We start from the raw sequence: 24,425 nt of genomic DNA, 5'->3' as shown, positions 1-24,425 counted from the left end.
CTTGTCGCCTTTGTTCAGCGTCGGATACGGAGCCGCCACAAGGTCGAAGGTTGCGTGATTGTCTTTCATCGCGTTCAGATACGTGCCGATGCCGCCGCCGATCGTCACCTGCATTGCGCCTACGAGATCGCCTGTCACCTTGGCATTTTTTTGCTTGGCGTCCGTCGCGGCGTAATCGGGATCGATAAGCCCTTCCTTGTACCACGACTGCAACGTTGCCAGGAAATCCTTGAATTGAGGCTGAACGGCGCCGTATTGTACCTTGCCTGTTGTCGTATCGAGGTAGAAGTCGTTGCGAAGTCCATAAGCGTTAAGAATTTCGTTGCCCCAATTCATGGTACCTTTATCGAATAGCAGCGGCAGCTCGTCGGCCTTGTTGTTGCCGTTCGGGTCCTGCTCCTTAAACGCCTTCAGCACTGTATGCCATTCGTCGATCGTCGTCGGCACCTGCAAATTCAGCTTGTCGAGCCAGTCTTTGCGCAGTGCGAGACCATAATAAGTTTGCAAATATGGATCGTTTCTAATGAAAGGGAATGCATAGATATCGCCGTTGTCCGTCGAAATCTGCTTGCGGATTTCCGGATTTTCGTCTAACAGCTTTTTGAGATTCGGCGCGTGTTCATCGATCAACTCGTTAAGCCGGATGATCGCGCCGCTGTTAAGCGCGTTCTGCCCGCCGCCCGGATAGCTGTTCCAGCCCCACTCGATCACGTCCGGGTAATCGCCAGAGCTGAGCATCAGATTAAATTGATCCGCTTCCTGGCCGGCGGCCGGGTGCTCGAATTCGATATGGATGCCTGTCTTTTCCTCCAACTCCTTGTAAGCTTCCATGTCGTTCAGGCTGTTCATCCCGCTCGGCCGATTCGCTGCCAGCTTGACAAAGTAGGACAACGTCAGCGGAGATGATACGAGTTTGCCGTCCTCAGGCGCCGCCGCAGAGTCGGCGGGCTTGCCTGACGGCGCGGTAGACGGAGCCGTGCCGTCCGTCCCTCCCCCGTTGCCGCTGCAGCCTGTCGCGACGACCGCCAACGCGACCAGCGCCGCGATAGCCGTCTTGGAGCCGCGTCGCCCAGCCCTTCTATACGGCTTGTTGAGCGATTCCCGATTGTCCATTTGGTATGCCATTGCCTGTTACCCCTTTTGCGATAGATTTGACCCCAGCCCCTCGGCGTGGTCTTGGATTCGATTGTAGCCCCGGCTAGCCTCGAGCGGTATTGCCTCATGCTAAGATCGGCTAACTGCTTGTAAGAACCGGGTTATCTATCACTCTTATTACCTATCCGTATCCAAGCTGGTGCGATAGGCACCTGGCGTCACGCCCTCGTATTTTTTGAAAAAGCGGATAAATCCGATATCGTTGGCGTATCCGACTCGAAGGGCAATCGCCGCCAATGTCTCCGATGTATCGGCCAGAAGCCGCTTGGCTTCGCGAAGCCGAACCTCCGCGATATAATCCGCCAAATTTTGACCGCCTGCCTTCTTGAACACGGTCGACAAATATTGAGGCGTCAGCTCGAACGCATCGGCGATAGAGTTGACGCTAAGCATATTGTCGCCGTAATGCCGCTCGATATGTTCCCGTACGCCAGAGAGCAGACGTTCCCCCGCGTCGCCCCGCCGCTCCCGCAATAGCCCGCATAATGCGACATACACTCGCTTAAGTTCGCCAAATGCTTCGTCAAGGTCTCCTCCCTTATTATCCAGGGAAACCAGTTGTTCGGTTACGAGCTGCTTCAAGCCGGGATGGCTCTGCAAAAGACGATACATCGTGCCAGTCAGGTGTACGAGCAAATAACGTCCCGATACGGCTGAAATGCCCCGCTTGTCGAAGTTATCCGCGCAGATGGCGTCCAGCAGCTTGATGGCCCGCTCCGAATCGCCGCTCTTAACGACATTAAGGAGCTGCTGCTCAGCCTCCAACGGGTAGTAGTAGCCTGTCTCATCCGGCTCCGCCGACATAGACACGAGGTCGCCTGCGCCTCCGATCGGACCGGCGGCAGGATGTTCTCTGCCGAGGGAAAGCTCTTCCTCCAGCGCGGCAAGCGCGGCAAGGAAAGCTTCGCCAATCCGCGAGGCGCCAGAGACCGGACCTCCGACCGCCACCGTCGCCTGCAAGCGAAAGCGGTCGGCAAGCAGGGTCGACAAACCTCCCGCGACCGCTTTGAGATCGGCTGCGGCCTCTGCCTCCCTCTCCTGGCGGACATTAACCAGCATCGCTACGCGACCGCGATCAAGCTCTACCGGATAGCCCTGATGCCGCTCGTTCGCCAGCTCTCCGGCGATATTGGCGATAATGAAGCTGACAAACGGCCATTCCCGTTCTCCGGCCTGGGCGAAGCCGCTGATATCATCCACCTCGATCAGCAGCACCGCGAACGACTGCCACTGAAAAGAGAACCCGGCAAAGACCAGCGCCTCCGGCTTTAATTCTGCCGGATCGGCGTAACCTCTAATGAGGCGACGCAGAAAATTGACGCGGATAATCGGCGACTGCTGCTCCAGTCGCTCCCGCAGCCGCGACTCGGTCAGACGGGCGGATTCGATCGTGCTTCGAATAAGATCGTATTCACCCCCGGCCTGCTCCTGCACCGTATCCGAAGCTCTCCATGTCCGGATAGCCCTTACAACGTCGCGCACCGGCCTATAATTGCGGTAAGCCAAATATAAGGAGGCTGCAACGCCCCCTACGACGCATAGCGACAGCAAAATCAACGCCCACTTCTTGACGGCGTAAACCTGATCGAGAAAAACGTCGCTCGGAACAACATATACATACTTCCAGCCGTTGACTCCGGAGGTCGTATAGGAAGCTATCGTCGCCTCTCCTCCCGAAACCAGCTCCTGCTTGCCCGTTTCTCCGTACAGCCCGCCGTAGCTGAACAAGCCGGCGCTTGAAGCGCTGCCGTTCGTCGCAGTAGAACTGACGATCCGATTCTCGCTGTCGACAATATAAATTTCGCCTTGGTTGACGGCGGCCAATTTGTCGAATAACGCGCGGAGCTGCGACTCGTCGATCAATACAATAAGCGATCCTCGCACATCGCCGGGGTTGCCGTATGGCAGCGACTGCCGATAAGTAATCAGACTCAGCGGAGCGCCATCGCTCGACTGCACGGAGACAGACGGATCGTACTTCCGCATGGCCAGCCGCTGAAATTCTTCTGTCCAATCCTTGCTTGATTTGCCCGGAAATCTATATACCCCGTCGAACAAGACTTGCGGCGTCGATTTAACGCCGGGGCCGACCAGTGTCTGCGAAGCGTCCGCATAAATATAAAAGTCATAGATGAGCAGATTGGCTAGTGTCTTGAACCGCCTCAACTCGCTGGCAAATTCAACGACCGCGTACGCCTCCTGCTCGGCAAGGACCCTATCGCTGTTCAGCAGCTTCCCAAGTTTGGGATGAAACGCGATCTGCTGCTCCAATTGCTCGATCTCCCGCAGTCGTCCGTCCACCACCTCACGCAACTGCTGCAGCATCGCGGCGTTCGAGTTTTCCACGGTATGCTGTACGATCGTCGTTGCTTTCCAATACAGCATACTGCCGATCACAATGGCCAGCAGCAAGATGACGATATAAGAAGCGAATAACGGCACCATCGCGCTGCCCTTTCGCTTTCGCCATCCTTGCATCCACCCGTTAATCATTCCGCCGCCCCCCTCTGTCTCTATCTTTCTCTCGACCACATATGCCAGTTGCGGCCCGTTGCCTTAAGAAGCGCCTCCAAATAATAGTAGTCGCCCCAAATCGTATACATATGCGATCGCCTTCCCTCAGTCCTTCCATAACAACATGAGAGAATACCGCTGACGGCGGGATCGAAGGCCGAGGAATAGCCGACGAGGGCGCTTAACATGTCCAGCGCCCGTCTCCGAAGCTCCGCAGCCCGCTCGGGCTTATCCGCCGCAAGCGCATCGGCCAGATCGAACAATCCGGATATCGCAATGGCGGCTGCCGAAGTATCCTTTAGCTCGATCGCGTCCTCAGGCAGCCGGAAGTCCCATAGCGGCACCTGATCAGACGGCAAGTTGCGGATGAAGTAGTCCGCCATCCGCTCCGCCGTCTCCCTAAACTCCTGCCGCCCCGTCCATTCGTACGACATTTGAAAGCCGTAGACACCCCATGCCTGTCCGCGCGACCAGGTCGACTCGTCGGCATAACCGTCCTCGCAGCGGCCGCCAAGCGGCTCGCCGCTGTCGGGATCAAAGTCGAATGTATGGTAGGTCGAAGCATCCGCCCTGAGCAAATGCTTGCGCGAGCTGTCCGCATGGCCCTCCGCGGCCTCGCGGTACTTGCTTGCGCCCGTCAACGCGCTCGCCTCATAAAGCAAAGGCAGATTCATCATACAATCAATGATGATTTTCCCCCTGCGTTCGTCGCTATGCAGCGGACCCCATGCCCGGATAAATTGTCCGCGCTCATTGTATCTCTCCAGCAGCTTGTCTGCGGCGTCCACGGCAAGGCGCCGGTACTTCTCATCGTCCGTCAACCGGTACGCCTCGACGGCATACAACTGATATAGGAAACCTAAATCGTGATCGGTATAACCGGTTCTCAAGCGTTCTTGATAAAGCGGAAAATAGTGCTGCAAGTAGTCGATATATCGCGAATCTCCCGTCACTCGGTAGGCAAGTCCCACCATGCCGGTCCAGAACGACCCTGTCCAACTTCCGTCTTCCGCAAAATTCTCGGCGTAACGCCCCTCCCGATGGAGATGTGGGAATCTTGCTCCGTACGCCTCCATATTTCGATCAATCTTTTCGATTATCCTGTCAATTTCTTGCTGAAATTCTGTTAACATCCCTTCTCCTACCTCCTCCTTATTCGGACGACGAATCGTCCAAACCAATTGTATCAAGGAGGGAGTCTTCTACGAACGATACATCTGTACGATTGGCTGCCTGTTTGTAAGACAGATTCCTTGTATAAGCCATTCCGCTGCGCCACTCCGTCATTGGACTACGCACTGACTGTCGGCTATACACTTCCACCACCTGCGGTGTACTCAGGCCTCTCACCCGTTAGTTGATGCGCTGCCAAGCGCACCAAAAGCCTGCAAACCCATTGGTCTGCAGGCAATTTGTGATTTGACGATACGCTGTTATCCTAATGTCCCAATGTCCCGAGTAACTGTTAAAGCCGTGGATCCATCTCCTTCTCCTTGGCCACCTCGAACAGCAGATTGGCCGCTATATCACGGAAACGAACATTGCCCGGATCGATATCGCTCAGCTTGATGTCCAGCATTTCGTTGCCAAGCTTATATTCACTGATCGCCGTACGCAGCTTGGAGGAAACGTTTTTCCCTTTCAGCAGCTTGGCATACTTATGAGGGAACCGGTAGTCATAGCCGTAAATAATGGACAGATACTCCCCGTTTCGCACCTTCATGTACGGAATAGGGCTATCCTCCGGATGCTCTGGCTTGATGACCACGCCTTCCATATGCTCTTCCGTCGTCAACCGCTCGAAGAAAACCTCGGCTTGCTCATACGCCGACTCCTTCTCCAGGTCCAGCACGAGACACTCGTCGTCCGACAGGAACCGGTACATGTCCGAGGTTGGGCCCGCCGGTCTGCGCTCCTCGCCGTCCAGCAGAACCTCCTTCAGAATCCCGAAAGGCTTGAAGGCAATCTCGGCATCGCCTCCGTACAGCTCCAACTGCTTGCGATACACCTCGAAAGCCGCTGCGTGCTCGGCAATCGGACGATGGACGGAGCGAGAATCCCGAACGTGCTTATACGTTTGATAGACGCTGGCTCCGTATTTCTCGCTAAGGGCCCCCTTCTGCATCCGGGACTGCTCCTGCTCGAAGCCGGAATCGTCGTATTCGCTCCAAAGACGCCCCAACGCCTCATCGAAACCATTGTCACGGAGGAACGCGATCTCCGTCTCTAGCGCCTTCTCGATGGGCTTGAACTGCTTCTCGAGCAAGCCGTCGCCGAGCGCCTTCCAGGGAAGTAGCTCACCGTCCAGCACCATCACGGATACCCCATCCGCGATCATGTAATCGCCGAATTTGCCAAGCAGCTCCGAGTATACACGCGTCAGGTCGACGGCTTTAATCTTGTATCCGTTGCGGCTGACTGCATAACTTAACGTCGAATCCCGGTTTAAATAGACCGTGCATCTGGATCCCATGTATTTGGGCTGGAGCACGACCTTGCCCACCCCTCGTTCGGCGAATAAGGACAGACCCTTGCGCAGCGACTCCAGCTCGCCCGCTTCGAGATCCTTGTCCGCAGGCGGCATCGTGCCGGATATGAAGTTAACGCCGTTAACCGCGCTGTATGCAAGGCGCCGCAGCGACTCGTCGTCCAGCTCCTGCAGCGATACCCTGTGTTCTTGGTGGAACAAAGTCGGCAGCTCTTCCGTTACCTTGGCTTCCCGCTCCATCTTGATGCTCTTGAAGAATGGCTTGCCCGCGATCATGACTGAAGTCAACATGTTCCCGTGCGCGCAGCCGGAATCGATATGGATCTTGTTCTTCAAGCGGAAGGACTGCTTGGCGGCCACGTGCCCGAAGATGTGGTAGGGCTGATTGCCGGCCGACTCTACTTGCAGGTAGGACAGCTGCTCTTCGATGTCCGCTTCCCGGTTGATCCGGAAGCTGCGCTGGTTGCGCAAGGAATCGCGGTCCAGTTTGCCGATGTACTTGTTCCTGCACGGCGCGTGAGTGACGTAGAACGAAGGCGAATGCACGCCGTTATAACGATAGAACGGCCGCGACGAGAGCACCAGCTCTTCGAACCGGCGGAACAGTTCCTCGTTCCCGGCCAGCACCCCCACGGAGTCGAAATAATGCTCCAGAAGCTCCGAATCCGCGCCATTGATTTCGCCTTTCACGTATTTGTGCACGAAGTTCTCGTGGTTGCCCAGCGTCAGGCGAAAATGCTCCCGATTGTCGTGCAGGAAGGCAACGATGGCCTCCGTCTGCTTCCCTTTGTCGATCCAATCCCCGACCAATACGACTTCCGTCCGCTTCCTCAGCTTGCTTCCGGGCTTCATCCGCCCTTCTTCGATCTGGAAGCCGTGTCCCCGCAGCAATCCTTGCAGCTCCTGCACGCATTCGTGGACGTCCCCCACGACGATATAGTCGCGGTCGGTCGGCAATACGCAGGACGCGAACAGCTCCCAATCCGCCACGTCCACTTCGTAAGCTTTGTTCATCCGGCCCGTCTCCGCGTCCAGGAAGTCCTTGGCCCGAATGCGGTGCACTTGCTCGTAATCTTCGCGCGACAATACGGGAAGCACTTCTTTTTTGAGCCGGTTCAAGTGGTTCGTAATCAGCTTCTTGGAGCGCTCCGACGCATAGTAGTCTTCCCGCTTGCGATAGTCGAACAGGATGACTTCCACGTTGTAGTTGTTCTCGCCCGCAATCTCCCGTACCTTGCTCCTGAAGTCTTCCGCCAGACCCGTGCTGTCCACGATGACGAACTCCGACAGGATGGGGAACGAGGTAACGGCCCTAAGCCTCTCGAACAGCGATCCGAACGCATGGTGGCTGACTTCCAGCATGGACTGGTCGTACTTGTCGTAATCGTGCCCCAGCAGCTCCTGGCGGATGGCGTCGGAGGACAGATACTGGACGTTCGTGCGCAGATTGCGGGAGGCGTCCTCCTTGCGAAGCTGCGGAATCAGAACCTGCCGGGCGAACGTCGTCTTGCCGCACTCCGACGGCCCCACCAGCATAAAAATCGTATGAACCCTCGTCGAAATGTTCATCGCTGCAGCTCCTTTCTCTTAATGATTGCGCCTTGCGTCGTATGAACGCCGTTCACGCTGTCGCCGATCGAGATATATTCGATATCGTACTCCGTTTCCCCGATCGACGCCTCCAGCCACGCCCGGAACTCCGCCTCGTCCTTCTCCCACTTATGGTCGTCGTGGCGCAGCTCCTCCAGCTCGTAATAGCCGTTGAATGCCGAGTTCGGCGTCGTGAGTATCAGTTGGCGGAACGCGACGCTGTCGCAGATTTGCTTCACGAAGTCGGCGGCCATCGCTTCTTCCATATGCTCGACGACCTCAGTCAAAATCACGTCGACCGTCTCCCCGTTATAAGATTCCAGGAAATGGTCGAGCGAGCGGAACAAGGCGATGTTGTCGATGCCTTTCTTCTCCGCCTTGCGGGCAACCGTGGCCAGCAGCTCTTCTTCGATATCGATGGCGTAATACGTCGTCTCGATCTTGCCCGCGAACGACATGGCGTAATACCCTTCGCCGCAGCCGATGTCGAGAAGCGGCGTATCGTCGAACGCCAGCTTGCCGGAGACGAAGCTCCTCCTCTGCTGCGCCGTGTTGCCGTAAGCCAGACGGATCTCGTAGAGACCGCTCCGTTCGATCTCCGCGGCGTGTTTTTTGAACAGCTCGCGCGTGGTCAGGAAGTTCCTCGCGAACAGGCTGCGAATGTAGAACGGAGCGTCGATGACATGCAGGCTGCGAATGTATTTGTCCAATATCTCGGCGGAAATATCGATATATTCGTTCCCGAACATGGACAGGAAAAGGCATAGGACGCTTACCGCGTGGAGCAGATGATACAAACTCAGGCTCGTCCTCACGGTCAGCCGGTAGCTCTTGCCCGCCAGATGCTCCAGCTCGAAGGCGTAATCCTTCATGTGTTTTTCGAAGAAAGCGATGTAATGAAGACGGTCGATATGGATCATGTTGATGACGAAGCTATGCTCATAACCTTCCGTGTCGCGTTCGTCGTGCTTCTTGAAGGGAGCGGCGAAAAATTCGTTAATGGCGTTAAGCGGGAATAACGGCGTATTGTACCTGGAGACGTTCAAGTATTCAAACCGGTCGTTCTCGTGCTGCTTGTAGGATACTCCGTTATCCGCGTCCTTGAAATAGACGTTGAAAGAGTCCTCGTTCGTGTACCACCCGTATGCCATCCCTTGGCGGACGGACCGGAGCAGCATGCCGGCGCCGGGATTCTTGCGAATGAGAAACGAGAACATGGGATTGCTGGACGATAATTGCACGATTGCCAAGGCTGCACTTCCTTTCCCTTACATGGGTATAGCTGTATTATCGCTTCCAAATCCGGATTTGAATAGGGTGCAAGTATGGCAAACGGGATTCGGGGAACGATAACGACTTCGTCTGCCTTTTATTAATTGCCTATGGGAATCGTCTTTCAGTAGTTCCTTGTGGACTGGACTTGCCTATCCTTTAATTGCCCCTTGCTATCGCTCCCCCCCACGCTTCGCGCAGCAACGACACTCCTAACGCCAGCTCCTCCTCGCTCAGGTCGCCGAAGCCCAGGTACACGGTCGCCTCCCCCATGCCGGGAATCGACCCCATCCAGGTTCGGGCGTAGTCGTACACCCGAACGCCCCCGTCCGCGGCCAGCTCCATTAGCTCCGCCGCCGAGCGCTCCGTCCGCACGGTTACGCCGATATGGAGTCCGGCGCTGCCGCCGGAGACGGCGATGGCGTCTCCAAAATGCTCCTGCAGGAGCTGCGATAATCGCTGATGCTTTCTTCGATAAGCATTGCGCATCCGGCGGATATGCCGATACCAATGCCCCTGCTCGATAAATGTCCGCATGGCCAATTGGTCCATGCGGGAAGGAACGCTTAGCAGATGGCCAATGGCGCCCAGCCGGGGCAGCAGCGCTTCCGGTATGACCATGTAATTCATGCGGAAGGCGGGCGCGAACGCCTTCGAAAACGTCCCGACATAGATCACTCTGCCTTCGGGATCAAGGCTTTGCATGGAGGGGATCGGCTTGCCCCGGTAACGAAATTCCCCGTCATAATCGTCCTCGATAATGTACGCGCCCCTCTCCCTTGCCCATTCCAGCAACCTCAAGCGTTCTCCGTACGGCATGACCGCGCCGGTAGGAAATTGATGCGAAGGCGTGACGTAGACGATATCCGCCTTGCTCTCCGCCAGCCCCTCCAGACGGATGCCCAGCTCTCCGACGGGGATAGGCTCCACGACGGTTCCGGCCGCCAGAAATACATCCCTGACGGTCCGGAAGCCGGGCTCTTCGATCGCCGCGATTGCGATGGGATCCAGCAGAGACAAGATCACCTTCAGGCTGCCGGCCATGCCCACGCCGACGACGATCTGCTCCGGCGAGCAGACTACGCCCCGCGATTGTCCGAGATACTCCGCCAGTATGGCGCGCAACTCATACTCCCCCTGCGGGTCTCCGTAACCGCTGTGATTCAGGAATTCATGCTCAAGCGTATCATGCAGCGCCTTCTTCCACGCCCGAAGCGGAAACAAAGCCGCATCCACGCCAACCGTGTTGAAGTCGATGCGAAAAGCTTTTGGGGGCTGGAGAACGCCCTCCCGGAATTGCCGTTCCGACAGCGGGATGTCGGGGTATAACCCCGCCCTCCCATGCTTCTGTTTCCCCGCGTCCGGGATCGTTCCCGCTCGGGGAGCTATGGCGAACAGCCCGGATCGCGGCTTGCTCACGGCGTACCCCTCGGCGACAAGCATCTGATACGCGGTCTCGATCGGAGTCTTGCTCAGTTGAAGCGCGGCTTGCAACGCCCTTACGGAAGGAAGCCTCGATCCGTCCGCAATGCTTCCGTTCGTAATCCGATTACGGATTTCATCATAAAGCTGCCTGTATTGAGGCTGGTTGGAGCCCGAGTCGGCGTCCAGCCAAATGTCCAGCATATTTGTTCCTCCTCATCGAGGTCAATCTGTCTTTTAATTTCCGCGAATTCTGTCCATTTATTGCAAGTCAGTTTTATTGTAAAGTAAGCTGCATGAACCCGCAATGATGAAGGAGAGATGCTCTTATGATACTTACCGCAACGGAAATAAAAGCCTATCTAAAGCGGCTGGATATATCGGACATCGAAGCGCCGAGCTATTCGTACTTAAGACGATTGCACCGCGCCCACGTGGAGCGGCTGTCCTGGCAAACGCTCGATATCGTCGCCGGCAGACCGGCGTCCATCGATCTTGAGCATTCCGTCGGACTTGTCTTGAGCGGGAGAAGCGGCTACTGCTTCCACTTAAACGGGGCGTTCGGCACGCTGCTTCGTTCTTTGGGATTCCGCGTGAACTGGCATCGGGCGGGCGTGCAGCCCGCAGGCATGGAACCAAGGATCAACGGCTTTCATCTGGCTCTTACGGTCGGAACGAGCAATGAGGACGGCGAAGAGGAGCTCTGGATCGCGGATGCGGGGCTCGGCGATATGCCCCATGATCCGCTTCCTCTTGCGGAGGGAATCTATCATCAGGGACCGTTCGCTTATACCGTCACACAATCGGAGCTGGCGGAAAATGGCTGGCGGCTTGTGCATGACCCCCTCGCGACATTCGCCGGGGTCGACGTGGCGCCGGAGATCGTTCAGGATTTGACCCCGTTCTACGACAAACACGCCTATTACAGCACATCGCCGGAATCCCCTTGGCTGCATACGTTTTTGCTGCGCCATCGTCATGCGACGGGCAGCAACGAATTGCGGGGCTGCGTGTGGAGCAGGCGCGAGGGAGGGCATATAGCCAAGACGGAGCTCGCTTCTCAATCCCAGTGGCTGGACGTGCTCGGAGACGTGTTCGGCGAACCTCTTGTCGCATACGGCTCGGCAGACCGGGATGCCTTGTGGAAGCTGGTGCGAGGCTGGCACGAGGAGTGGTTGCGGTCGCGGGAGCAAGCCGGCGCGGTCGACGGTTAAGCCGCCGTCTTGCCGCGCCGGACGGCAGAAATCGCTTTAAACTTTGATTTTCATTCCGCTACGCCGACAGGATTACCGTTCGACCGGCACGCAAATTTCGCAAAAATCATGGATTTCCATATTGCCGACGTATCTTTCGATAATCGGCTTATCGGCTTGACGAAGCCCACTATTGTGCATAACCGAAAAAATAGCGCCCCATGCTCTTTGAACATCTTCTGACGTATGTTTGACCGTAAATATCGCGTATTCTCCGCCAATGAGCTCCCTTTCGCCGATCGACTCATCAATCGCGTTACGGTCGGCAAGAACAATGCAAGCATCGTATCTGCAGTCCTGGGGTGAAGTTGTTCGAGGGTTGTCGTTGGCGATCCCCAGTAATACGGTCGATTCCGTAAGCAGCCCCTTCGCCCTCGACCATTCCTTTATTTGTTGCATGGCTTGAGTGTTGGCCGGGCCGTATGGCCCCGTCTGCCTCACATAGGCAAGGCGGTAATTCGGGAGAATCTCCATTCTCATCTTCATCGTATCATCCCTTTCAGTTCATTTTGCGTTACCCATCGAATGCTAACATAATATAAAAAAATATGCATGAATATATTAAAATGAAAATATTTACATTTAATAACATTGATTATACGATGGTACTATAAAAGATAGAACTTCTTGCATAGTCCTTTGTGCAGTATGATGCAAGTAATGGAACGCGGAGTGTGTTCTGCACGAAGGGGGAATACCGCAGTATGCAGGTGTCTTTCAAACAAATGTTCATGAGAAAGCTGATAAGCGCAGCTATTGCGACTTCCTTATTTTCGATTCTATACGCTTGGTTTGGTCCCGATCCATTTGGCGACAAAGCCCGCTTTTATTCGTTGAGCGATCGCCTGCACGAAGCCATTGGTTATACAATGATTTATATGATGTATGCTGCACCTGCTATTTATATTTACGGAGTCATAACATCCGTTATTAGCGAGCTGATCTCCCGCGCCGCGACTTCACATCAATGGCTGAGACTGGTTATATCGGCCATCCTGCATATCGCTTTTGGTCTGATTCTGCTGTATATCAGCCTTTTGGCAGCCGTCTTATTTTTCATGGCCGATACCCTTCTTGTTTTATTCCGCAAGAAATCGTACACGATAAAGTACACGTTGGCAAGTCTACTTCTGCCTCTGACCATTTGGCTTGCGTGCTTGGCCTATATCCATATCATGGGTTGAATGGAAACTAAACACCAGCTAACAACGATAGAACCCGCAAACGGACATGGGAAACCTTATTTTGATGAAATCGCCCGCACTCGTGTTCTAAGAGACAAGAACGACGCTATTTGGGCCAAAGACCTCTCCAAACCGCTCCACGGCCCCCAATAGTGTCTTTCCTGTCTGTTAGAATTGGAAATCGGCATTTTCCGCCCCAAAAACGTCGCTGATGTCCGTTAGCCGCGCAACCCCAGCACCAGCCCCAGCCCCAGCCCCAGCGCCATTCCATCCGCACCAAAAAAACCTGCCCAATAAAGGACAGGTCGACTCATGCAATAGAGGGGCAATTCCGCTTCCCGCCTAGGCCCGATGGGCCCTAAAGGGTGGGTGCGGTCGTGTTCTGCCGGTATTCCGAAGGCGTGCAGCCTGCCTTCTTGCGGAAGATCTGGGAGAAGTGGCGGACGTCGGGATAACCCACCTTCTCGGCGATCTCGCCGATCTTGAGCTCCGAGTCCCGCAGCAGCTCCATCGCTCGCTCGAGACGCAGCCCCGTCACGTATTCCTTGAAGCCGCCGCTCGTCTTCTGCTTGAACAGCTGGCTGAAGTACACAGGGTTTAAATAGACGACGGAGGACACCTTCTCCAGCGTCAGCTCGGAGGCCATATGGGACCGAATATACTGAATCGCCACCTCCACCGCCTTCTCGCCGCCGCTGGCATAATGATCGTAGACCTGCGATTCCGACGACTTGCGCATCCTCTTGACCTGCTCCGGCACGGCGTCCAGGTCGGTAATCCGGTCGGAGTGCACGACCTGGAACGGTATCTTGAGATACCGCTTGAGATGCGAACGCATTTGCTCGATCAGCGGACCCAGCCCTTGCTCCTCCCGCAGCGTGACGAGTCCAAGCAGACTTTTGGAGTCGATGCTGGCGACGAACCCGTCGCCAGCGGTATCGATCAGCTCGGACATGACGTTTTCCACGATAAAGTGCTCCAGTCGAAGATCGGTTTCGCTGTCGAGACGCAGCATGATGAGATGAAAGTACGGGTGATTGCCTACGAAAGGCGCCAGATCGATGCCTCCCAGATCAAGATCGGAAGCCCATCTGGCAAAGATCGCTTCACGCAGGAAGCGGAGATTGCGAGACAGCAGCTGGGCTTCCTTGTTCCGTTCGTTCTCCTTCTCGATCTCCAATTCAAGCTCCTTGATCTTGCCGATCAGCGTATCCTTGCCAATCGGCTTCAGCAAATAATCCTTCGCCCCGAGACGCACGGCCTCCTTCGCGTAAGCGAATTCGGAGTAAGCCGAGATGACGATCCACTTGATATGGGAGTGTCGGCCCCGCGATATTTCGATAAGCTCCAGCCCCGTCATGCCCGGCATAAGCACATCGGTCAGCACTAGATCGATTGGCAGGCTTTTGAGCAGCTCCACGGCAGCTTCGGGACTGTCCGCCATGACCACGCGATGCTGCGGGAACGCTTTGCGTATCGTCCGCTCAACACCGCTCCTTATCACTTCTTCGTCGTCGACGACCAGAATGTTCATCCCTTTGCCTCCTCCCGCCCTTGAGCCGGGAACGACGCGATAACAGCCGTCCCTTGCCCCTTGACGCTTTCGATACGAAGTCCGTACGTTTCTCCGAACATAAGCCGGATACGGCGGTGTACGTTGAGCAGTCCGATGCCCCTGCGCTCTTGCGACTGCCCGACGCCGCCCGAAGCCAACATGCTCCCTGCATCGCCGATCGACCTGCTATCCTCTATTCCGATTGCTTTCGAAGCGTCCGAAGCGCGATTAGGCAGAGTCGGCTTATGAGATGATCCCCAGCCTGACTGCCCAGGCATGACGGAATGCTCCTCCAGCATATCGCTCAGCCTCGCGAGCGTTTCTTCATCCATGCCGACGCCGTCGTCCTCCACGACGATTTCTACCCGACCGCCGTGGGACTCCCTGGAATAGACGCGCAGCAGACCCGGACGGTTCAGCGGTTCCAGCCCGTATTTGACCGCATTCTCCACGATGGGCTGCAGAATCATCTTCGGTACTTCGATGTCCAGCCACTTCTCCTCGACCTCGATGGAGGTCGTCACTCTATCCCCCAAGCGAGTCTCAATAATCGTAAAATAATGCCTGAATTGCTCCAGCTCCAGCCGCAGCTTCGCCTTCGACGCTTCCTCCCAATCGCTGCTGTAGCGGAAAATGCGCGACAGCGCCAAAATGACGCGGCCTAACCGGTCGTTTTCCCGCTCGTCCAGCATCCAGTAGATCATATCGAGCGTGTTGAACAGAAAGTGCGGATTCACCTGCGATTGCAAAGCTTGCAACTGCGCGTTCTTCTCGCTGATGGAGGCCAGCTTGATCCTCTCGATCAGTTCGTCCATCTGCTGAACCATCCGGTTGAAGGAGCCGACGAGCACGTTAATCTCGTAATACGAACGCACTTGCACTTCGCCTTTGAAATTGCCTAGTTCGACCATCTTCATCTGCTGGATGAGCCGCTTGAACGGCAAAGAGAAGGAACGCGAGACGAATGTAGCCAGCAACGTTGCCGCGACGATGAGAATGAGCGCAAGCGTAATGAGGAACTGCTGCGTTTCCTTGAGCTCCAGCCGCAGCTCATTGTTCGGCGTGACGCCGATCATCGTCCAATCCGCCATGCCGATTCGCGCTGCCGTCGACGTGACGTCATCCGAGTCGCGCACGACGACCTCGCCCTGTCGCAGCGTTCCCGGCCAATCCGCTGGCACAACGGCCGGTTCGACGCCTTCGGAAGCACCGGTGCGAATGATTTCTTCGCCTCCCGCGCCTCGAATAATAACCTGGCTCCCCGGCCCAAGGCTTGCGTTCGTAAGCGCCGTCTCGATGGCGTCGGCGTCCGTCTCGATCAGCACGATGCCGATGGATTTTAGCGTATCAAATTCGTACAACTGTCTCCCGAATGCAAAAACAGGCCGCTGAATTCCCGCGCTCATTAGCGATTCCGGAAACACGCCCAGCCATTTCATCTCCCCCGTCGATCCCTTGAGCTCGGTAAACCAGGACGTCTCCGAATATTGCCGTACGCTGGCTCCGTTGGTCCGGTCGAAGCTGAACACCTTGTCGTAGTTGGTTACGATATGGATGCCTACCGTATCGCTGCGCGAATAAAAGATGGCGCCGATAATGTCGGTAATCCGCTTCTCCAGCTGCACGGCCTCGACGGATTCCGATCCGGCGTACTGCTTGAGCAGACGGATGAGCTCATAGTTGCTGTTCAGCGATTTGGTGACGCTGTCATACCCTCTTAGCAGCAGGTCGAACAGATTGACGGTTTGCGATATATTTTTTTCGGAGATGGAGCCTACCCGATCCCTGATCTGCTCCGTCGCCCGCTGGTAATAAACCACCGTGACGACGAGCAGAAGACCCAGCATGCTAAGAAGGAACATGGGAAACAGGCGGCCGTGAATGGATTGGAATTTGTTCATCTCTCCATCTTACCCCTTTACGGCGCCTGCTACCATCCCTTTTGTAATCCGCTCGGAGAGCAGGAAATAAATGACGATGACCGGCAGCGCGCCAAGCACCAGAAACGCGCCGATGGCGCCATAGTTGACGGAATACTGGCTGACGAAGCTGTTTACGCCGAACGGAAGCGTCTTGAGCTTCTCCGACGAGATAAATGTCGCGGCCAGAATATATTCATTCCAGATGTTGATGAAGGTCAGAATGCAAACTGTCACGATAGGCGGTACGGAGATCGGCAAAATGATGCTGCGGAAGATCCGGAATACGCCCGCTCCGTCGATAATGGCGGACTCCTCGATCTCGTGCGGGATCGCCTTCATAAAGCCGCTCAGGATGAAAACCGAGATCGGCGTCTGGAACGCGATGTACGGCAAGATCAGAGACAGATGCGTATTTAGAATGTCCATATTTTTGAAAATAATCATAAGCGGCAGCAGCGTGCTTTGCAGCGGAATCATCATGCCAAGCAGGAACAGCAGCAGTACCAGTTGGCCATACTTCCAGCGGAATCGCGTGATAGCGAAAGCAGCCAACGCTGCCAGCACGATGACGCTGGCCATCGTAATCGACGTGACGAACAGGCTGTTGCCAAGGTATCTCCAGTAATTGCCGCTCTCGATGGCGGCGCTGTAGTTCTCGATCTGCCAGACGGACGGCAAGGAGAAGAAGCTGCCGGACAGAATCTCGTCGTTCGTTTTGAACGAATACAGGAACAGCCAGAGCAGCGGGTAGAGCTGCGTGACGAGCAGGATGCCCAGCACGATGTAGATCAGCGGCTTGGCGACGGAAAAGCGGCTGCCGCTTGTGCGGACAGTCGCGGCTGGCTTGGTCGCCGTGATCGCGGTTCGGCTCATGACAAGCGCCTCCTTCTTACGTATACTTTTTGTCCAATCGGTTGAACAGGAAGTTGATAATGACGGTCGCGATCAGACAGACGGCGACGAGAAAGGTCGCGATGGCGCTTCCGTACCCGAACTTCTGCGACAGGATCGACATCTTGTACATATGGCTGGCAATCACGTCGGTTGCGTTGCCCGGCCCTCCGCCCGTCATAACCATAATCAGGTCGAAGGACTGCAGGGAACCGATGAAGGACAGCACGACGGAAATTTTGAAGATCGGGATGATCATGGGCAACGTTATATAACGATCGGCCTTGAAGCCATCTGCGCCGTCGATTTTGGCGGCTTCGTAAATATCGGCCGGAATGTTCTGTACGCCAGTGAACTGGATGAGAATATGGTAGCCCAGGTACTGCCACAGGCCTACGACGATAATCGCAAAGATCGCGATCTTCGGCTCGGTCAGCCAGGAGTGGGTCCAGCTCTCCAGCCCGATTGTTTCGAGAATTTGATTGATCATGCCCCCCATGGAGCCGGGGTTATAGATCGTTTTCCATAGTTGGCCAATAACGACCACGGACAGAATAACAGGCAGAAAATAACTGGAAACCAAAAAATTCGGTTTGCGCACGTAACGGCTAATTAAGATCGACACGAACAGGGCAAGCGGCAATTGAATAAGCATCGAAAATCCCGCAAGCAGGAAGGTGCGTCCGACTGCCGGCCAAAACACCGTGTCGCTCGTCAGCATGTACTTGAAATTATCGAGCCTGACGAACGTCGAGGCTCCGATTCCGTTCCAATCCAGCATGGCGCTGTATACGGACACGAGGATCGGTACGAAAACCAAACCGACATATAACAAAACGCAAGGCAGCACGAACGCCGCGATGGTCCACTTGGACACTTTCAATACGTTCAAGGCATCCATCTCCTTCTCACAAAACCTTCGCTAGCCGACACGGGCGGAGGGAGCGGCTATCAGGCTGCCCCCTCCATTCCTTTTATCAACTTGAACTGATGATGCGATTACTTGTTGTTTTCTTCGAAAGCTTTTTGATGTTCTTTGGCGACGTCCGCCGCGTCCTTCTTGGATACGAACAGGTTCTGGATGCTCGTCAAGTGGACCTGGGACGTGCCGGGGTTCATCGTGTTGTCGAAGGAGATATCTCCGCCTTTAACATCCTTAAACAAATCAAGTACTTGAATCGCCATGTTGGAATAACCTGCAGCCGCGAAGTCCTCTTCGATCGTCTGGGCGACGCCTACCGCGCCTTTTACCTTAAACGCTTCGATCGGGTAATTCTGCATGAAGTAGTTCAGGAAGTCCAACGTCACGTCCAGATGTTTGCTGTGCTTGGATACCGCGAATGCGGAGCCCGGAGCCAGCATGAATTCATCAGGGTTGCCTTTGCCGTTAACCGTAGGGAACTTGAAGACGCCGATATTGTCGTCCTTGTTCACTTCGGATGTCTCGATGCCGCCCGTTGCCCAGCTGCCCATATAGTACATAGCCGCTTTGCCCGTTTTGAACAGGTTTTCGCCCGCATTATAGTCGAAGGAAGTTGCTCCCTCCTGGAAGGCACCGGCTTGAACCAGCGATTGGAACGCGTCTACGGCTTCGGCGAAAGCCGGATCTTCGAACGTTTTGTTCCCGTCGGCAACGTCCTGCAGGAAGCCAGGGCCGTTCGTGCGGAGCAGGACGTTCATAAAGAGGAACGAACCCGTCCAGGAGTCCTTCTCCCCGATTGCAATCGGAGTAATGCCCGCTGCTTTTAACGTTTTTGCCGCTTCTACCATGCCCTCGAAGGTCGTCGGCACTTCGACGCCGGCTTGCTTGAACAACGCTTTGTTGTAATAAACAAGGCCGATGTTGTTGCCGTCAGGCAGCGCGTACAGGTTGCCATCGAAAGTGTAGTAGTCCAGAATGCCTTCCTGGAATGTATCCTTAAGGCCGTTTTTCTCCACCATTTCGTTGAGCGGAGCGAACAGGTCCGCTTCTACAAACGGCTGCATTTGGGCAGCAGGGTTCACGATCGTAATGTCCGGCACTTCTTTGGAAGCCGCTTGCGTTTTGAGCTTCAGCTTCTGTTGGTCCGTATTCAAGGAATCCAGCTCGATCTTCACGTTAGGGTGATCCTTTTCGTAATTGGCTACGATCGTACGGATCATCTGGTATTTCGGATCGGATGAGTCCGGGTAGATGTTCTGGAACGTGATCGTCGCTTTTTCCCCGCCTTTATCCCCGCCGTTGCCGCCAGCGGCGCCTTCGTTTGTTCCCGTATTGCCTCCGTTATTGCCTCCGCAAGCGGTAAGACCGACCGCCAGGGCGCCAGCCATTAATACGCTTAAAGTTTTGGTTGTTTTGTTAGCCATTTGTGTTTCCCCCCTTAATGGTTATGACGTAATTATGCGCCAGGCTGACGGGTCTAACAATAAAGTTAATTAGGAGTTCATGTTTGTTTTTTTAAGGTGGGGGAACAAATGGCGACGACGTTACCAGTGAAAGCTCGGAGCTCGGAGCTCGGAGCTCGGAGCTCGCACCCTGCACCCCGGCGGCACCCATCTCCTTATTGATTCATCGGCTCCTGTTGACTACTATAGTGGGAAAATGTCCCACTAAATTCATCGAATTTCACTTCAGCAGGACTATAAAGGGAAAATCTCCCGCTAGTTCTCAACATACCGTCTATATGGAGGCAAATACATCGAATTAGATGGCACATTTCCCTTTAATTAGAAAATCAGTGGTTACTCTTGAGAATTAGAGGGCAGATTTCCTTCTATTGTTCTCCACACAACAACATCCATCCGTCGCAAATGGAACAAAGACAGCCCGGAGCTTATTTGCGCCCCTGGCTGCCTTTGTTTTTTACAAGGTATTTAATGAGCCTTAAATTCGATGTTCAAGATGTTTGGCTTGTATATAATAGCCACATTCCTCACTTGATTGATATATCCCCACGTCATATTGGGTTGGATCAACAAGATCACAATAAACTGCCGGCGGCTGGCATCCCCATTTTATTTTGTCGAGCTCTAACGGGAATTTATTACCACCGAATTTGAAACAACTTCGTCACCAACCGAACGCGCTCTTCGTCCTCCAGCTCCCACGACTCGAGCTCCGACCTCAGTTGTCCCATATTCAGATAACCTTTGGCAATGCCGTTCAGCCTGGCCGCGATCGTCGTGCCCGTCCAAGCTTCCGTGTTCTCCGACGGATATAAAGACTCCATCTCGCTTACCGCGCTCGAGAACCGTTTCACGTAATACTTCTGATGCCTGTCTTCCGCAAGGTAGAATCCCGCGAACGGCGCAACCTCGGTATCAGGTCTGCCAAGCCCGGCCTTCTCCCTCTGCTCCAGCTCCGCGTCGATCGACGCTTTTTGGTCGGCGTCATGATAGAAGAGCAGCGACTGATATTGCCTTCCCTTATAGCCGTTAATATTTAACGGCGTATGGTTACTCCAGAACGTCCGGATAATATCTTCGAAAGTTATCAGCGCCTTATCAAATAGAAGCTGCACGGTCTCCGTATGATTGCCAAGTTCCCTGTAGGTCGGGCTTGGACTGCTTCCTCCCGCATAACCGACGCGGATGCGAACGACGCCCGGCAACGCGCCGAACAAAGCTTCCGGACTCCAAAAGCAGCCCATGCCGAAGGTCGCGGTATGTAGCCGCCCAGCATCTCCATGACTCCGCATAGGCAACGTTAACGGCTTGTTGTCCGGCAAGTTATTCTCCATTCCTCTCACCTCGCTTGATCCATACAGGATTTCCAGCACACTATCCCATCCAGCTCCTCAGCTCCGGCAACAGCCGCTTGGCATCCGCGTATCCTTGCTCGTACAACGCCCCAAGCTTGGCCGGATCCCGCTCCATGCGGCCGACCGTCAACGTCTCGGATGGACGAATGACGAATGCGGCACCGGTACGCTCTTGCTCGGCGATGTAGGCCAGCGTTTCATTGTAGACATCATGCCTGCGCAGCATCGTTTCCACCAGCTCGGGATACTTGCCGTACGCGCGGCGCGCCAGCCAGCCCATACGGTTCGGCGATTTGCGATAGGACTCGTTGCGGGTCAATATGAGCACGTTGCGGCTATTGCCGTCCCCCTCCGACTTCCGCAGAGGAATGGGATCGGATAATCCTCCGTCCAGCAGCTTCCTGCCGCCGAACTCTACGATTCGTGCGATGAATGGAAGCGAACTTGACGCTCGCAGTAAAGGCAGCACATCGAAGCCCGGCCCGCCCTTTTCATAATAGACGCTCTCTCCCGTCTCGCAGTCCGTCGTTCCAATGACGTATCGTTCGGCGCTGTTCCGGAAGGCCTCGTAATCAAAAGGGACCAGCCGATTCGGAATCTCGTCGAAAATAAAGTCCATCCCGAACATCTCTCGCTTCTTCAGCAGATTGCCCCAAGAGATATAGCGCGGATCGCTAACGTAATCTACGTTGACCACACGGTTGCGCCCAACCTGCCTGGATAAGTAGCTCGCGCCCATGCAGGCGCCCGCCGACACTCCGATATTATAAGGAAAGTACACATCATGCTCCATCAAACATTCCAGCACGCCAGCCGTATACACCGCCCGCATACCGCCGCCCTCCAGCACGAGTCCGATTGTTTCCGACAAAGGGTTACCTCCTCCGATGATACCAGTCTGACCCTAGTATACACCTGCGGAGGCGCAACGGCGAAATAAAGCCTCCGAGTTCCGTCTAACATTACTTCGATCATTTACGCCAGCATGACAACGATGACAAACTTCATGACAGCGCGTAACTATCTGCTTCCGGGAAATTGATCTACGATAGGGGAGTCACGGCATTGTGACGCATTATTCTTTCGATCGGGAGGAATTTAATCATGGAGTTAAAACAAGTCATCAAGGTGCTTGCTATTGTGGCCATACTGGGGGGCATTGCGCGAATCGGCATGGCGCCAAGCGCCTATATTTGGGGATCCGACAGCATGCCGGAGCTGGTATGCGGTTTTATCGCTTGTATATTTATGGGGATCGGCATCATCGGCGTGTACCTGCACTCCTTGCCGCGGACTGGAATAGTAGCACTCCTTTCCGTTCTGTTGATCGCGATCGGCAGCATGCTGACCGTTGCCCTCGTCTGGTCGAACATGCTGGGCATTCAGACGGAGGATGACCCCATCATCGCGCCGGTGCTGAGCGCAAACTCCATCATGACTCTTTTGGGACAGATCGTCCTTGGCGTCATCCTGATTCGTGCGCGAATTTATCCGCTATGGGTGATGGTATTGTTCATGATCTACCCTGCCATCTACTTCATCCCCGCCATCTCCAATATGGGATCGGTCGCATGGGGCCTCTGCTATATCGTATTCGGTTGGTATATGCTGAACGATCGCAGAGCCAGGGCGTAAGACGCTCAGCCCCCTCTTTTTGTTCCCGTGCGCATCGTCAGCAACGACTTAAGCTCAAGACGGTGCGCATAAGCCAGCAGCAGCGTGTTGACCATTCCGAACACAGCGAGATGAAGCTCGGCGAAGCCGCTCCGAAGGAGTATCCAGGCCGTCAGCAGCAGCATCCCAAGCACGATCTGGGAGCCGTCCGACACGCTCGAAGACGGCTTCCCCCTGCGGAGCAGCTTGCCGCCGAGCAAAAGAACAGCCAATATGACCGCATACGCAAGCGCGGCCGCAAACCCTGTAAGCGCGCTCCACACCCCAAACGTGACGGCAACGGCCTTGCCGCCCTTCCCCCGCAGAAACGGCGAGAACATATGGCCCAGCACGGCAGCTGCGGAAGGAAGCACTAAATAGTAGCCGTCCACGCCTCCTGCGTGAATGAGCAGCCATATCGGAAAAAAACCTTTGAAGAAGTCGAGCACAATGCCCCAAATACCAAAAACTGCGCCCGCTGATTTCCACAGATTCGCGGCCCCGGGATTGCCGTCCCCGACTCTCTTTACGTTATGACCCGCGAGCAAGCCAAGCCAATAGGAGAACATAAATGACCCGCACAGAAAGCAGAGCATAGTCCAGCACACGTACGGAAGCACCATCATGACGGTCTCCCTCCCGTCCCATCTCTGGCCGCCTCGGTCTCCCCAGTACCCTTAGTCTCGCTGTCCCCGCCATCTCCTCTCCCCTTGCCACCTGCCCCATCCCCCCGCTTCCCGCCTACTTGCACCGCCCTGCCTTTCCAGGCGACTCGGCCAAAAAAGGTGACTTGAATGACGGAATAGAGCATAACGAACAGGAAGAACAGCGTGCTGATGCCGTGAATCGCCGGAAGCCATCGTCCGAACATCCCCGTGTAACGAACAAAATAATAAATTTGCGCCGTATACAGCACGTAAGCGATGCCCAGCGGAATCCCCCATTGCGTCCCTAAGAAAAATGGCGCGGATTCCGACACCGCCAAACCGATTAGCCATATGGCGACGAGCAGCGTCGTCCAAGGGCTCAGCTTGCTTGTGCTGAGCACCGCGCCCTTGCTAAATCCTTCCACTTCGCTGCGTATGCCGCCGGGATACATGCGGAAGGAGACCAGACCATGACCGATATAGTTGTGAATGGCAATGCCGGCTTCCCTGAATCGGGCGCCTAGCCCCAGATCGTCGAGCAGCTCCCCCTTCACGCCTTCATGACCGCCCGCCCTTTCGTAGTCCTCCCTCGTCGCCACGATGCAAGCCCCGTATAGACCTTGAGCGGGATTGCGCCGTTCCATAGGCGAGGTGAAAGCGAACAGCCCCAGCAGATTGGGAATGAGCGAGAGCCGCTCGTAGAAACGTTCCGTCTGATGATAAGGCACGACGGATAATACCCCGCCCATCCTCTCTCTTGCCGCCAGCAAGGAGATCAGCGAATTCGGGGCAAGCCGGACATCGGCATCCAGGAAGATAAGAATGTCGCCTTTTGCAGCTTTGCAGCCGGTCGTCACCGCCCAATTCTTGCCCGTCCAGCCAGAAGGCAGCGGCGGGCTTGCAATGACGTTGACGCCGAAGCTCTCCGCGATGGCCCGCGTACGATCCTCCGAATGGTCGTCGACGACAATAAGGTCCAGCCCTTCCATGGACTGGACCTGAAGCGAACCGAGCAGGTACGGCAGATTGCTCTCCTCGTTCCTGGCCGGAATAATAACGGAAGGCTGTCCGTCCATGCGGAACATGCCCCCGTTCTCCCGGGGAACCGTATTCCTGCGGAACAGCAGAAACCCCCCCCC

At 55.3% G+C, this 24,425-nt stretch carries 19 protein-coding genes; 3 read left to right on the top strand and 16 right to left on the bottom strand.

What is annotated here, in order from left to right; genetic code table 11:
- The 6 genes from PAT3040_RS37210 to pdxR all read right to left on the bottom strand — a co-directional run.
- Positions 1-1,125: extracellular solute-binding protein (locus tag PAT3040_RS37210; RefSeq protein WP_181376727.1), on the bottom strand; the 1,125-nt coding region annotated here is incomplete at its 3' end.
- Between the two features lie 147 nt (positions 1,126-1,272).
- On the bottom strand, positions 1,273-3,648 hold the full coding sequence (locus PAT3040_RS19480) for an AraC family transcriptional regulator (RefSeq protein WP_108994030.1): 2,376 nt from the start codon (positions 3,646-3,648) through the stop codon (positions 1,273-1,275).
- A 20-nt stretch (positions 3,649-3,668) separates the two neighbouring features.
- A complete protein-coding gene (locus tag PAT3040_RS19475; protein WP_087567360.1) occupies positions 3,669-4,802 on the bottom strand; it encodes a glycoside hydrolase family 88 protein in 1,134 nt (377 codons plus the stop codon).
- A gap of 332 nt (positions 4,803-5,134) precedes the next feature.
- Positions 5,135-7,726 carry an AAA family ATPase gene (locus PAT3040_RS19470; RefSeq protein WP_108994029.1) on the bottom strand — a complete coding sequence of 864 codons (2,592 nt, stop codon included), beginning with the start codon at positions 7,724-7,726 and terminating at the stop codon, positions 5,135-5,137.
- Positions 7,723-8,997, bottom strand: a complete 1,275-nt coding sequence (locus PAT3040_RS19465; protein WP_108994028.1) for a class I SAM-dependent methyltransferase — start codon at positions 8,995-8,997, stop codon at positions 7,723-7,725. The genes PAT3040_RS19470 and PAT3040_RS19465 overlap by 4 nt, the downstream gene beginning before the upstream one ends.
- Positions 8,998-9,178: 181 nt before the next feature.
- Positions 9,179-10,645 carry a MocR-like pyridoxine biosynthesis transcription factor PdxR gene (gene pdxR, locus PAT3040_RS19460; RefSeq protein ID WP_108994027.1) on the bottom strand — a complete coding sequence of 489 codons (1,467 nt, stop codon included), beginning with the start codon at positions 10,643-10,645 and terminating at the stop codon, positions 9,179-9,181.
- Positions 10,646-10,770: 125 nt separating this feature from the next.
- On the opposite strand from pdxR, the gene PAT3040_RS19455 reads away from it, so the two are divergent.
- Complete coding sequence (locus PAT3040_RS19455) at positions 10,771-11,655, top strand: arylamine N-acetyltransferase family protein (protein ID WP_108994026.1); 885 nt, start codon at positions 10,771-10,773, stop codon at positions 11,653-11,655.
- A gap of 72 nt (positions 11,656-11,727) precedes the next feature.
- On the opposite strand, the gene PAT3040_RS19450 is transcribed toward PAT3040_RS19455, so the two are convergent.
- The gene (locus PAT3040_RS19450; RefSeq protein ID WP_108994025.1) at positions 11,728-12,180 is read right to left on the bottom strand and encodes an AraC family transcriptional regulator; all 453 of its coding nucleotides are present in this window, start codon (positions 12,178-12,180) and stop codon (positions 11,728-11,730) included.
- Positions 12,181-12,398: 218 nt separating this feature from the next.
- Between PAT3040_RS19450 and PAT3040_RS19445 the strand changes: the two genes are divergently transcribed.
- Positions 12,399-12,878 (top strand): hypothetical protein, encoded by a 480-nt coding sequence (locus PAT3040_RS19445; RefSeq protein ID WP_108994024.1) that lies wholly within the window; start codon positions 12,399-12,401, stop codon positions 12,876-12,878.
- Positions 12,879-13,236: 358 nt separating this feature from the next.
- Here the strand turns inward: PAT3040_RS19445 and PAT3040_RS19440 are convergent, their stop codons facing one another.
- The 7 genes from PAT3040_RS19440 to PAT3040_RS19410 all read right to left on the bottom strand — a co-directional run bounded on the left by PAT3040_RS19440 (position 13,237) and on the right by PAT3040_RS19410 (position 21,857).
- Positions 13,237-14,412 (bottom strand): response regulator, encoded by a 1,176-nt coding sequence (locus tag PAT3040_RS19440; protein WP_108994023.1) that lies wholly within the window; start codon positions 14,410-14,412, stop codon positions 13,237-13,239.
- Positions 14,409-16,334 carry a sensor histidine kinase gene (locus tag PAT3040_RS19435; RefSeq protein WP_108994022.1) on the bottom strand — a complete coding sequence of 642 codons (1,926 nt, stop codon included), beginning with the start codon at positions 16,332-16,334 and terminating at the stop codon, positions 14,409-14,411. The genes PAT3040_RS19440 and PAT3040_RS19435 overlap by 4 nt, the downstream gene beginning before the upstream one ends.
- 9 nt (positions 16,335-16,343) lie before the next feature.
- A complete protein-coding gene (locus PAT3040_RS19430) occupies positions 16,344-17,228 on the bottom strand; it encodes a carbohydrate ABC transporter permease (protein WP_087567367.1) in 885 nt (294 codons plus the stop codon).
- Between the two features lie 16 nt (positions 17,229-17,244).
- A complete protein-coding gene (locus tag PAT3040_RS19425) occupies positions 17,245-18,138 on the bottom strand; it encodes a carbohydrate ABC transporter permease (RefSeq protein WP_108994021.1) in 894 nt (297 codons plus the stop codon).
- 107 nt (positions 18,139-18,245) lie between these two features.
- Entirely contained in the window at positions 18,246-19,592 is a 1,347-nt protein-coding gene (locus PAT3040_RS19420) for an extracellular solute-binding protein (RefSeq protein WP_108994020.1), read from the bottom strand.
- A gap of 677 nt (positions 19,593-20,269) precedes the next feature.
- Positions 20,270-21,004, bottom strand: a complete 735-nt coding sequence (locus PAT3040_RS19415) for a peptide-methionine (S)-S-oxide reductase MsrA (protein ID WP_258235064.1) — start codon at positions 21,002-21,004, stop codon at positions 20,270-20,272.
- A 1-nt stretch (position 21,005) separates the two neighbouring features.
- Positions 21,006-21,857 carry a patatin-like phospholipase family protein gene (locus PAT3040_RS19410; RefSeq protein ID WP_108994019.1) on the bottom strand — a complete coding sequence of 284 codons (852 nt, stop codon included), beginning with the start codon at positions 21,855-21,857 and terminating at the stop codon, positions 21,006-21,008.
- Between the two features lie 233 nt (positions 21,858-22,090).
- Here PAT3040_RS19410 and PAT3040_RS19405 point away from each other — a divergent pair, with 233 nt between their 5' ends.
- The gene (locus PAT3040_RS19405) at positions 22,091-22,621 is read left to right on the top strand and encodes a hypothetical protein (RefSeq protein ID WP_108994018.1); all 531 of its coding nucleotides are present in this window, start codon (positions 22,091-22,093) and stop codon (positions 22,619-22,621) included.
- 5 nt (positions 22,622-22,626) lie between these two features.
- On the opposite strand, the gene PAT3040_RS19400 is transcribed toward PAT3040_RS19405, so the two are convergent.
- Positions 22,627-23,265 (bottom strand): glycerol-3-phosphate acyltransferase, encoded by a 639-nt coding sequence (locus tag PAT3040_RS19400; protein ID WP_258235063.1) that lies wholly within the window; start codon positions 23,263-23,265, stop codon positions 22,627-22,629.
- Positions 23,262-24,425, bottom strand: a 1,164-nt coding sequence (locus tag PAT3040_RS19395; protein ID WP_258235062.1) for a glycosyltransferase, incomplete at its 5' end; no start/stop codon positions are given. The genes PAT3040_RS19395 and PAT3040_RS19400, both read right to left, overlap by 4 nt.

The organism is Paenibacillus agaridevorans (genome assembly GCF_003112455.1).
Classification (GTDB): Bacteria; Bacillota; Bacilli; order Paenibacillales; family Paenibacillaceae; genus Pristimantibacillus; species Pristimantibacillus agaridevorans.
The sequence above is the reverse complement of the archived record's forward strand: the minus strand, read 5'-3'. Positions and strand labels throughout refer to the sequence as shown.

Coding starts and splice junctions, on each gene's coding strand:
- PAT3040_RS19480 (WP_108994030.1), bottom strand. CDS start 3,648: ATGATTAACGGGTGGATGCAAGGATGGCGAAAGCGAAAGGGCAGCGCG.
- PAT3040_RS19475 (WP_087567360.1), bottom strand. CDS start 4,802: ATGTTAACAGAATTTCAGCAAGAAATTGACAGGATAATCGAAAAGATT.
- PAT3040_RS19470 (WP_108994029.1), bottom strand. CDS start 7,726: ATGAACATTTCGACGAGGGTTCATACGATTTTTATGCTGGTGGGGCCG.
- pdxR (WP_108994027.1), bottom strand. CDS start 10,645: ATGCTGGACATTTGGCTGGACGCCGACTCGGGCTCCAACCAGCCTCAA.
- PAT3040_RS19455 (WP_108994026.1), top strand. CDS start 10,771: ATGATACTTACCGCAACGGAAATAAAAGCCTATCTAAAGCGGCTGGAT.
- PAT3040_RS19450 (WP_108994025.1), bottom strand. CDS start 12,180: ATGAAGATGAGAATGGAGATTCTCCCGAATTACCGCCTTGCCTATGTG.
- PAT3040_RS19445 (WP_108994024.1), top strand. CDS start 12,399: ATGCAGGTGTCTTTCAAACAAATGTTCATGAGAAAGCTGATAAGCGCA.
- PAT3040_RS19440 (WP_108994023.1), bottom strand. CDS start 14,412: ATGAACATTCTGGTCGTCGACGACGAAGAAGTGATAAGGAGCGGTGTT.
- PAT3040_RS19435 (WP_108994022.1), bottom strand. CDS start 16,334: ATGAACAAATTCCAATCCATTCACGGCCGCCTGTTTCCCATGTTCCTT.
- PAT3040_RS19430 (WP_087567367.1), bottom strand. CDS start 17,228: ATGAGCCGAACCGCGATCACGGCGACCAAGCCAGCCGCGACTGTCCGC.
- PAT3040_RS19420 (WP_108994020.1), bottom strand. CDS start 19,592: ATGGCTAACAAAACAACCAAAACTTTAAGCGTATTAATGGCTGGCGCC.
- PAT3040_RS19405 (WP_108994018.1), top strand. CDS start 22,091: ATGGAGTTAAAACAAGTCATCAAGGTGCTTGCTATTGTGGCCATACTG.
- PAT3040_RS19400 (WP_258235063.1), bottom strand. CDS start 23,265: ATGATGGTGCTTCCGTACGTGTGCTGGACTATGCTCTGCTTTCTGTGC.